General features: G+C 61.4%; 11 protein-coding genes. 8 read left to right on the forward strand and 3 right to left on the reverse strand.

All coding sequences use genetic code 11. The annotated features are described in order from the left end of the window. Positions 1-59: 59 nt before the first annotated feature. The 5 genes from ACK4OE_RS23800 to ACK4OE_RS23820 all read left to right on the forward strand — a co-directional run bounded on the left by ACK4OE_RS23800 (position 60) and on the right by ACK4OE_RS23820 (position 5,253). Complete coding sequence (locus ACK4OE_RS23800) at positions 60-1,352, forward strand: replication-associated recombination protein A (RefSeq protein ID WP_409888770.1); 1,293 nt, start codon at positions 60-62, stop codon at positions 1,350-1,352. 329 nt (positions 1,353-1,681) lie between these two features. Next, entirely contained in the window at positions 1,682-2,611 is a 930-nt protein-coding gene (locus ACK4OE_RS23805) for a branched-chain amino acid ABC transporter permease (RefSeq protein ID WP_409888750.1), read from the forward strand. Between the two features lie 13 nt (positions 2,612-2,624). Beyond that, entirely contained in the window at positions 2,625-3,707 is a 1,083-nt protein-coding gene (locus ACK4OE_RS23810; protein ID WP_409888752.1) for an ABC transporter permease subunit, read from the forward strand. A 20-nt stretch (positions 3,708-3,727) separates the two neighbouring features. Next, a complete protein-coding gene (locus ACK4OE_RS23815; protein WP_409888754.1) occupies positions 3,728-4,522 on the forward strand; it encodes an ABC transporter ATP-binding protein in 795 nt (264 codons plus the stop codon). A 2-nt stretch (positions 4,523-4,524) separates the two neighbouring features. Then, positions 4,525-5,253, forward strand: coding sequence for an ABC transporter ATP-binding protein (locus tag ACK4OE_RS23820; RefSeq protein WP_409888756.1), 729 nt, complete (start codon positions 4,525-4,527; stop codon positions 5,251-5,253). Between the two features lie 116 nt (positions 5,254-5,369). On the opposite strand, the gene ACK4OE_RS23825 is transcribed toward ACK4OE_RS23820, so the two are convergent. After that, on the reverse strand, positions 5,370-5,984 hold the full coding sequence (locus tag ACK4OE_RS23825) for an outer membrane beta-barrel protein (RefSeq protein ID WP_409888758.1): 615 nt from the start codon (positions 5,982-5,984) through the stop codon (positions 5,370-5,372). Positions 5,985-6,372: 388 nt separating this feature from the next. On the opposite strand from ACK4OE_RS23825, the gene ACK4OE_RS23830 reads away from it, so the two are divergent. The 3 genes from ACK4OE_RS23830 (at position 6,373) to ACK4OE_RS23840 (ending at position 8,561) form a co-directional block, all read left to right on the forward strand. Then, positions 6,373-6,735, forward strand: a complete 363-nt coding sequence (locus ACK4OE_RS23830) for a DMT family protein (RefSeq protein ID WP_409888760.1) — start codon at positions 6,373-6,375, stop codon at positions 6,733-6,735. Between the two features lie 148 nt (positions 6,736-6,883). After that, positions 6,884-7,531: a DUF47 domain-containing protein gene (locus tag ACK4OE_RS23835; protein WP_409888762.1), complete on the forward strand. Its 648-nt coding sequence runs from the start codon at positions 6,884-6,886 to the stop codon at positions 7,529-7,531. Between the two features lie 19 nt (positions 7,532-7,550). Then, entirely contained in the window at positions 7,551-8,561 is a 1,011-nt protein-coding gene (locus ACK4OE_RS23840; RefSeq protein WP_409888764.1) for an inorganic phosphate transporter, read from the forward strand. A gap of 149 nt (positions 8,562-8,710) precedes the next feature. Here ACK4OE_RS23840 and ACK4OE_RS23845 read toward each other — a convergent pair whose 3' ends face one another. Together ACK4OE_RS23845 and ACK4OE_RS23850 are read right to left on the reverse strand one after the other, a co-directional pair. Beyond that, positions 8,711-9,157 carry a hypothetical protein gene (locus ACK4OE_RS23845; protein ID WP_409888766.1) on the reverse strand — a complete coding sequence of 149 codons (447 nt, stop codon included), beginning with the start codon at positions 9,155-9,157 and terminating at the stop codon, positions 8,711-8,713. A gap of 90 nt (positions 9,158-9,247) precedes the next feature. Next, a complete protein-coding gene (locus ACK4OE_RS23850) occupies positions 9,248-9,769 on the reverse strand; it encodes an N-acetyltransferase family protein (protein ID WP_409888768.1) in 522 nt (173 codons plus the stop codon). Between the last annotated feature and the right edge of the window lie 132 nt (positions 9,770-9,901).

A 9,901-nucleotide genomic window follows, 5' to 3' on the forward strand; every position in this document is an offset into this window, starting at 1 on the left:
TGGCAGCACGCAGTGCCTCCGCAGCACCTTCCCAGGCCCACCCCTCGGCCCACCAGCCCCTGGCCGAGCGCCTGCGGCCCCGCACGCTGGGCGAGGTGATCGGGCAGCAGCATGTGCTGGGTCCGGGCATGCCGCTGCGCCTCGCCTTTGAATCGGGCCGCCCGCACAGCTGCATCCTCTGGGGTCCTCCGGGTGTGGGTAAGACCACCATCGCACGCCTGATGGCCGATGCGTTCGACGCGCAGTTCATCAGCATCAGCGCCGTGCTGGGCGGGGTCAAGGACATCCGCGAAGCGGTGGAGCGCGCCGAGGCCGCACGTGACGGGCTGATGCAGCAGCGCACGATCGTCTTCGTGGATGAAGTGCACCGCTTCAACAAGAGCCAGCAGGACGCCTTCTTGCCGCATGTGGAATCAGGCCTGTTTACCTTCATTGGCGCGACCACCGAGAACCCGTCTTTCGAGGTCAACTCCGCACTCCTGTCTCGCGCTGCGGTGTACGTGTTGCAGCCGCTGTCCGAACAGGATTTGAAGCAAATAGTGGCCCTGGCGCAGGCGGAGAAAGCGCTGCCAGCTATCGAAGATGTAGCAATCGACCGCCTGGTGGCCTATGCCGATGGCGATGCCCGGCGCCTGCTTAACACGCTCGAGACCCTGGCCATGGCGGCCACCCAGGAGAAGCTGGACGAAATCACCGATGCCTGGCTGCTCAAAGTGCTGGGCGAACGCATGCGCCGCTACGACAAAGGCGGCGAGCAGTTCTACGACACCATCAGTGCGCTGCACAAATCCGTGCGCGGCTCCGACCCTGATGCCGCGCTGTACTGGCTGGTGCGAATGCTCGACGGCGGTGCCGACCCGCGCTACATGGCGCGGCGCCTGGTGCGCATGGCCAGCGAGGACATCGGCTTGGCCGACCCCCGCGCGCTGCGCCTGGCTCTGGACGCGACCGAGGTGTACGAGCGACTGGGCACGCCCGAGGGCGAACTGGCTCTGGCCGAATGTGTGGTGTATCTGGCTGTGGCGCCCAAGTCCAACGCGGTCTACAAGGCCTACAACGCCGCACGTGCGTGGGTCAAGCAAGACGGAACCCGCCCGGTGCCTATGCACCTGCGCAACGCGCCCACCAAGCTGATGAAACAACTCGACTACGGCAAGGGCTATCGCTACGCGCACGACGAAGAGGGTGGGTTTGCAGCAGGGGAGAGCTACCTGCCGGAAGGCATGCCTGATCCCGCGTTCTACCAACCCGTGGAGCGGGGGCTGGAGATCAAGATCGCGCAGAAGATGCGCGGCCTGCGGGAGCGCAATGCATCCGCAGGGCAGGGCGGAGACTTTGACGAGGAATCCTGATCCGTCGGTCCGACGCGGTCGCACCAGAAAGTCCTTTTGCCGCCTTATGCCGATTTGGCATGGTTCAGGTAATAAGTTTGCACATCAATTTTCCTGTGTGCATCAAGTTTTCTTATGAATTGCGTTGCCCGCTGATAGGGGGCGAAACCCGAGGGAAAACCCCGCCCAGCTTGAACGGGGGCGCTTGTGACTACTCGCTACAATCCCGTCCACAAACCCGCACAGCTGCATTTCTGGCGGGTTTTTTGCTAGATGCCAGTCGGGCCCACAAGGCTGTACCGATTCCGGTGCCAAAGCGGTGGGTACGTCACAAACGAAGGACTTCTCTTATGGAAATTTTGCTGCAACAGATCATCAACGGTCTGGTACTGGGCAGCATGTACGCCTTGATAGCCTTGGGCTACACCATGGTGTACGGCATTATTCAACTGATCAATTTTGCCCACGGTGAGGTGCTGATGATCGGCGCTCTGACCAGTTGGAGCTGTATTGGAATGATGCAAGCTGCCATGCCCGGCGCGCCCGGCTGGCTCATCCTGCTGCTGGCCACCATCATTGCCTGCATCGTGGCCGCCACTCTCAACTTTGTGATCGAAAAAGTGGCCTACCGGCCGCTGCGTAACAGCCCGCGCCTGGCTCCCCTGATCACTGCCATTGGTATGTCGATCTTGCTGCAGACGCTGGCCATGATCATCTGGAAGCCCAACTACAAGCCTTATCCAACGATGCTGCCCAGCGCACCGTTTGAAATCGGTGGCGCTTACATCACCCCCACGCAGATCCTGATTCTGGGCGTGACGGCAGTGGCCCTGGCCTCGCTGATGTACCTGGTCAACCACACCAACCTGGGCCGCGCGATGCGCGCCACGGCCGAGAACCCCCGCGTAGCCTCGCTAATGGGTGTGAAGCCCGACATGGTGATTTCTGCGACCTTCATCATCGGCGCCATTCTGGCGGCGGTGGCGGGCATCATGTACGCGTCTAACTACGGTACAGCGCAGCACACTATGGGCTTCCTGCCAGGCCTCAAGGCCTTCACGGCGGCGGTGTTTGGCGGTATCGGCAACCTGGCGGGTGCGGTGGTGGGCGGCATTTTGCTGGGCCTCATCGAAGCCATCGGATCGGGCTACATCGGCACCCTGACGGGCGGCCTGCTGGGCAGCCACTACACCGACATCTTTGCGTTCATCGTGCTCATCATCATCCTGACGCTGCGCCCCTCGGGCCTGCTGGGTGAGCGTGTGGCCGACCGCGCCTGAGGAGCCCCACACCATGAAGATACAGAACACCAAAACCAACTGGATCCTCGGCGCCATCGCGCTGCTGGTGCTGCCGCTGATCCTGCAATACTTTGGCAACGCCTGGGTTCGCATTGCCGACCTGGCTCTGCTGTATGTGCTTCTGGCACTGGGCCTGAACATCGTGGTCGGCTACGCCGGCCTGCTGGATCTGGGCTACGTGGCGTTCTACGCCGTGGGCGCCTACCTGTTTGCGTTGATGGCTTCGCCGCACCTTGCAGACAACTTTGCGGCCTTTGCCGCCATGTTCCCTAACGGGCTGCACACCTCGCTGTGGCTGGTCATCCCGTTGGCGGCATTGCTAGCGGCGTTCTTCGGGGCGCTGCTCGGGGCGCCCACGCTCAAGCTGCGTGGCGACTACCTGGCCATCGTGACACTGGGCTTCGGTGAAATCGTCCGCATCTTCCTGAACAACCTCGACCATCCTGCCAACCTGACCAACGGCCCCAAGGGCCTGGGCCAGATCGACTCGGTCAAGATTTTCGGGCTGGACCTGGGCAAGCGCCTGGAACTGTTTGGCTTCGACATCAGCTCGGTGACGCTGTACTACTACCTGTTCCTGGTGCTGGTGGTGATTTCCGTGATCATCTGCTACCGCCTGCAAGACTCGCGCATCGGCCGTGCCTGGATGGCCATCCGTGAAGACGAAATTGCCGCCAAGGCCATGGGTATCAACACCCGCAACATGAAGCTGCTGGCTTTCGGTATGGGTGCTTCGTTTGGTGGCGTGGCGGGCTCGATGTTCGGTGCCTTCCAGGGCTTCGTGTCGCCCGAGTCGTTCAGCCTGATGGAGTCGGTCATGATCGTCGCCATGGTGGTGCTGGGCGGTATCGGCCACATCCCCGGCGTGATTCTGGGTGCCGTGCTGCTGTCGGCCCTGCCCGAAGTGCTGCGTTATGTGGCAGGCCCGCTGCAGGCCATGACCGACGGCCGTCTGGACTCCGCCATCCTGCGCCAGCTGCTGATTGCGCTGGCCATGATCATCATCATGCTGTTGCGTCCCCGTGGTTTGTGGCCTGCGCCCGACCATGGCAAGAGCCTCACGCAGAAGACCTGAACACCGCAGAAAGTTAGAACATGGCAGAGAACATTCAGAAATCAGCCAGCGATGTGGTGCTGCGGGTTGCCGGCATTTCCAAGCGCTTTGGCGGTTTGCAAGCCCTCTCGGACGTGGGCATCACCATTGAGCGTGGCCAGGTCTATGGCCTGATCGGCCCCAACGGTGCGGGCAAGACCACGTTCTTCAACGTGATCACCGGCCTGTACACGCCGGACAGCGGCACCTTCGAGCTGGCGGGCAAGCCTTACGAGCCCACAGCCGTGCATGAAGTGGCCAAGGCCGGCATTGCACGCACTTTCCAGAACATCCGCCTGTTTTCGGACATGACGGCGCTTGAAAACGTGATGGTCGGTCGGCACATTCGCACCAAATCGGGCCTGTTGGGGGCTGTGCTGCGCACCAAAAGCTTCAAGGAAGAAGAAGCGGCCATCGCCAAGCGCGCCCAAGAGCTGCTTGAGTACGTGGGCATCGGCAAGTTTGCCGACTACAAGGCGCGCACGCTGAGCTACGGTGACCAGCGCCGCCTGGAGATCGCCCGTGCCCTGGCTACCGACCCGCAGCTGATCGCCCTGGACGAGCCCGCTGCGGGCATGAACGCCACTGAAAAGGTACTGCTGCGCGAGCTGATCGACCGCATCCGCAACGACAACCGCACCATCTTGCTCATCGAACACGATGTGAAGCTGGTGATGGGCCTGTGCGACCGCGTGACGGTGCTCGACTACGGCAAGCAGATCGCCGAAGGCACGCCTGCCACCGTGCAGAAGAACGAAAAAGTGATTGAGGCCTATCTGGGCACCGGAGGACATTGAGAATGGCCGAAAAATCCAACAAGGTACTGCTGCAGGTCAAGGGCCTGAAAGTGGCCTACGGCGGTATCCAGGCCGTCAAGGGCGTGGACTTTGAAGTGCGCGAAGGCGAGCTGGTCTCGCTGATCGGCTCCAACGGCGCTGGCAAGACCACCACCATGAAGGCCATCACCGGCACGCTGCCACTGGGTGATGGAAGCATCGAGTACCTGGGCGAGAGCATCAAGGGCAAGGGCGCGTGGGACCTCGTCAAAAAAGGCCTCGTGATGGTGCCGGAAGGCCGTGGCGTGTTTGCGCGCATGACCATCACCGAAAACCTGCAGATGGGCGCCTACATCCGCCGCGACAAGGCGGGCATCCTGGCCGACATCGAGAAGATGTTCACCATCTTCCCGCGCCTGCGTGAACGCAAGGACCAGCTGGCCGGCACCATGTCCGGCGGCGAGCAGCAAATGCTGGCCATGGGCCGTGCGCTGATGAGCCAGCCCAAGGTGCTGCTGCTGGACGAGCCCTCCATGGGCCTGTCGCCCATCATGGTGGACAAGATCTTTGAAGTGGTGCGCGATGTGTACGCCCTGGGCGTCACGATCTTGCTGGTGGAGCAGAACGCCAGCCGTGCGTTGGCCATTGCCGACCGCGGCTACGTGATGGAGTCTGGCCTGATCACCATGTCCGGCCCTGGCCAGCTGCTGCTGAACGATCCGAAGGTGCGTGCTGCCTACCTGGGCGAGTAAACCCATGCATTGAGCCGGGCTGCAAGACAGGCTCAGGCATCCCTAAAAAAGGGCGCGAACCTCTCGGATCGCGCCCTTTTTTGATTCGCTTTTCTTTATCTGCGCATTGCCCAGATTTAGAAGCGGTACTGCAGACCCACCGTGGTCAGCTTTACGTCGGCATCGCCGTCCGAGAACTTGAAGCGGTGGTTTTCCCATTCCACCACGGCGGCCCATTGCGGTGTAAAGGCCCAGCGCGCGCCCACTCCGTAGGACAAGCCGAAACCGTCTTCTTTGCCTGTCTGCACGCCCGTGCCCATGACACCGGAGGTGCGGGTGCGGCCATAGGTGGTGCCCACCTTGCCAAACACGTCAAACTGCTCGCTCAAAGGTGCGCGGCCGACCAGGCTCAGGTTGAAGCCATGCGCCTTGGTGTCGCCACCCAGACGGTGCGCTTTGCCAGCGTTCAAGTAGCCAAACTCCACGCCCATATTGGGGTGAAAGAACCCGCCAGTAGTGAGCTTGAGCGGGCTGCCGGACGTGTCTGAGCCCAGGCCTGCGGGCCCGGTGTTCAGGTCGTATTTGGAGCGGCCGCCACTGATGCCGACATAGCCGTCCTGCGTGTACGGCACGATAGAGGATTGATCTGCGCGAGCGGGTGCGTTGGAGGAGTTGGTGGTCTGTGCCTGTGCGCTGACGGCAGCGCAAGCGACGGCCAGGGCCACGGGGAGAAGGCGGAAAGAGGGGGGCATCGATCGGGGTCCTTGGGGTCGGTGAAGGATAAAAACGGACAGTTCGCGCGTGAGATCCTCTTGAAACTCTCTTGATGGATGTCTTGAGAACTTTGGAAAGCCCCGCGCGCGCAGCGAAATTCCAATTTAGGGGTCACAAGGTCTGGCGCCTGTGGTCCCGCATGGCGCCTTGCCGTAGGACCGGGCTGACGCTGTGGCTGATTCACGCAGCGCAGGGGCGGCAGGGGCAAAAGTGCCTGGACCTGCTTGCATGGTTTGCTATGTTTTGTATAGCTGTCAGCGCTTTCGTATCAAGCGCTAGAGCCCATTTTTATTCATAATCCGTACTTGGCGTACCTTCTTGGCTGCGCCGGGCCCCCTGCTTGTTTCACGTTCCCCAGGCACCACCATGACTGCCCTGCAATCCTTGCCCATTTCTCTCCAGACCATCCTGTTGCTGGTGGCCAGTAACGTCTTCATGACCTTCGCCTGGTATGGCCACCTCAAGAGCCTGGCCACATCGCCCTGGTATATCGCTGCCCTGATCAGCTGGGGCATTGCGCTGTTTGAGTACCTTCTGCAGGTGCCTGCCAACCGCATTGGCTACACGCAGTTCAACGTGGGGCAGCTCAAGATCATGCAAGAGGTGATCACGCTGGCGGTATTCGTTCCCTTTGCGGTGTTCTACATGGGGCAGCCCCTGAAATGGGACTACCTCTGGGCGGGCCTGTGCCTGGTGGGGGCGGTGTATTTCATTTTTCGCGGAGCTTGAGGAAGGGCGCCGAACCAGACGCAGGTGCGAGGAACAAGGGGGCGGCCCTGTCGGGGCGCAGGGTTAAACTCCGAGAGTCACAAAATAGTCATGTAAATGACATGATTTTGTCATTTTTCAGAAATATGACCCCGATCCAGGAGCTCCCATGCTGTTTGCCAAGCTGTTGCCACGCGAGGGCAACTTTTTCGAAATGTTCAACCAGCATGCGGACCGCATCGTGGAGGCCGCCCGGGCCTTTTCGCAACTGGTGGCCAACTATAACGACCAGCATCTGCGCGACAAGTACAACCAGGACGTGGACAACGCAGAACGTGCCGCTGACCGCGTGACGCACGAGGTGAACAAGGCCATCCACAAGACCTTCATCACCCCCATTGACCGCGAGCAGATTCACACGCTGATCAACACCATGGACGACGTGGCCGACCTGATCCAAGACTCGGCCGAGACCATGGCGCTGTACGACGTGCGCCACATGACGGAAGAGATCACCCGTCTCACGGACCTGAGCCTCAAGTGCTGCGAGCGCCTGCGCGATGCCGTGAAGCTGCTCGACAAGATCGCCGACCCGGCCGTGGCCGAGGCGGCGCTCAAGACCTGCGAGGAAATCGACAAGCTCGAATCCGACGCCGACCGCGTGATGCGCAGCGCCATGAGCAAGCTCTTCCGTGAGGAGCCCGATGTGCGCGAGGTGATCAAGCTCAAGGCCATTTATGAGCTGCTGGAGACCATCACCGACAAGTGCGAGGACGTGGCCAATTGCATCGAGGGCATCGTCCTCGAGAACTCCTGATTCCCGCGGGCTGATCAGCATGGAAACCGTACAAACGGCCCTGTGGGTTGTGGTGATGCTCGTGGCGCTGGCGATCCTGTTCGACTTCATGAACGGGTTTCACGACGCCGCCAATTCGATCGCCACGGTGGTGTCCACCAGGGTGCTCAAGCCGGGGCAGGCGGTGCTGTTCGCAGCATTTTTCAACTTCATCGCCATCTTCGTCTTCCACCTGAGCGTGGCGGCCACCGTGGGCAAAGGCATTGTCCAGCCCGGCGTTGTCGACACGCACGTGGTGTTTGGCGCCCTCGTGGGCGCCATCAGCTGGAACGTGATCACCTGGTACTACGGCATCCCCAGCAGCTCGTCGCACGCGCTGATCGGGGGCATCGTGGGTGCGGTGATCGCCAAGGCGGGTGCGGGTGCATTGATTTCGTCCGGTATTTTGAAAACGGTGGCGTTCATCTTCGTGTCGCCCCTTCTCGGATTTTTGCTGGGCTCGCTCATGATGGTGGCGGTGGCATGGATCTTTCGCCGCGCGCGCCCTAGCCGGGTGGACAAGTGGTTCCGCCGGCTGCAGCTGGTATCGGCCGGTGCGTACAGCCTGGGCCACGGCGGCAATGACGCGCAAAAGACCATCGGCATCATCTGGCTGCTGCTGATTGCCACGGGCTACACGGCGGCGTCCGATGCATCGCCACCCGTGTGGACCATCGTGAGCTGTTATGCCGCCATCGGCCTGGGCACCATGTTTGGTGGCTGGCGCATCGTAAAGACCATGGGCCAGAAAATCACCAAGCTTAAGCCTGTGGGCGGCTTCTGCGCCGAAACGGGCGGCGCCATCACGCTGTTCATGGCCACCATGCTGGGCATTCCGGTGTCCACCACGCACACCATTACCGGCGCCATTGTGGGTGTGGGTTCCACACAGCGCGCCAGTGCGGTGCGCTGGGGGGTCGCGGGCAACATCATCTGGACGTGGATTCTGACCATCCCTGCCAGCGCGTTTATGGCGGCAGTCGCCTACTGGATCAGCCTGCAGATCTTCTGATGCAGGTGCCGCTGGCGTGAGGCGATTGCTATTTAATGTATAGCTGGTTGCGCCGTCTGGATAAGCGCTAACGCCCCATTTGAATAAAAATTCATTGGGGCGCTTGTCTGTCGTCTGTCCGTCTGCGACGGTGGTCCGCCGCGTGGGCACTACTGCGATATCTTTCGGGCTTCTTCGATCTGGTACTCAAAATACCGCTGAAAGCTGAAAGCCAGGCTGGCCATCAGCGTCGTGGTGCCAAACAGCAGCGACACCACGATGGCGCCAATGGTGATCCATTGGGTCCGGCCAGGGGCTGCGTCGGGCGCCGCAGTGGGGTTGTAGCGCGCGTTCCAGGCTTCGGGGGTCTTGAGCGCAAACAGGATGGCCTGCAATGCGCAGCCCGCGATGGTGAAGCCAAGCAACGGAATCAATACCCAGCTGTAGTGGTCGTCCTGGCCCAATGCCTGCACCCGCTGAATGCCGTAGATGCCCAGCGCGGTAGGTATGGGCAGCAGCCAGCCGAGCATGTCGGTGAGGCCGTGCAGATAAAAGCGGTGCAGGCCCAGCGGCCCGCCCAGGAAGGCGAGCCAGGCCGCCACGGTTTTGTTTTTCATGGGCGCATTATTCCTCGTCGTGCCGCGCCACATTGAATAGGCGGCCCCGCTGCAGGGCTAGCAACCCGGGCAGCGGCGGGCCGCACGGGATCATTCTGGCGACGTGGTGTCGCCTGCGCCCAAGATTTTTTCCATCAGCACAATGTCACGCCAGGCGCCGAACTTCCAACCCATGGAGCGCATCACGCCCACATCGGTAAAACCCAGCGCCCGGTGCACGCCAATCGAGCCCGCGTTGGCAGAGTCGCCAATCACGGCCAGCAGCTTGCGCACACCGGCCGCCTCGGCCTGCACCGCCAGCTCGGCCAGCAGCTTGCGGCCCAGGCCCATGCCGCGGGCTTTTTCGGCAATATAGATGGAGTCTTCGGCCGAAAACCGATAGGCCGGGCGGGGCTTGAACCAGTTTGCGTAGGCAAACCCGAGCACCTCGCCGTCCTTCTCTGCCACCAGCCAGGGCAGGCCGCGCGCCAGTACATCAGCGCGGCGGCCAGCCATGTCGGTTTCAGACGGCGGGTCAATTTCGAAAGTGCCCGTGCCGTGCAGCACATGGTGTTGGTAAATGGAGGTAATTGCAGCGATATCGCTGTCGATGCTGGAACGAATATTGGGCATGGAAGAGGGAAATGGATATAATCGCGGGCTTTGCAGCGTGTCGCTGGCCGGGTGGCCATGTCGCGTGTCTCAAGCGTTGCGAATATGGTTGCGAACACTGTGGCTCAAGGCAAATGTTGCCGGAGTTCACCA

Source organism: Acidovorax sp., from assembly GCF_046314175.1.
Taxonomy (GTDB): Bacteria; Pseudomonadota; Gammaproteobacteria; order Burkholderiales; family Burkholderiaceae_C; genus Acidovorax.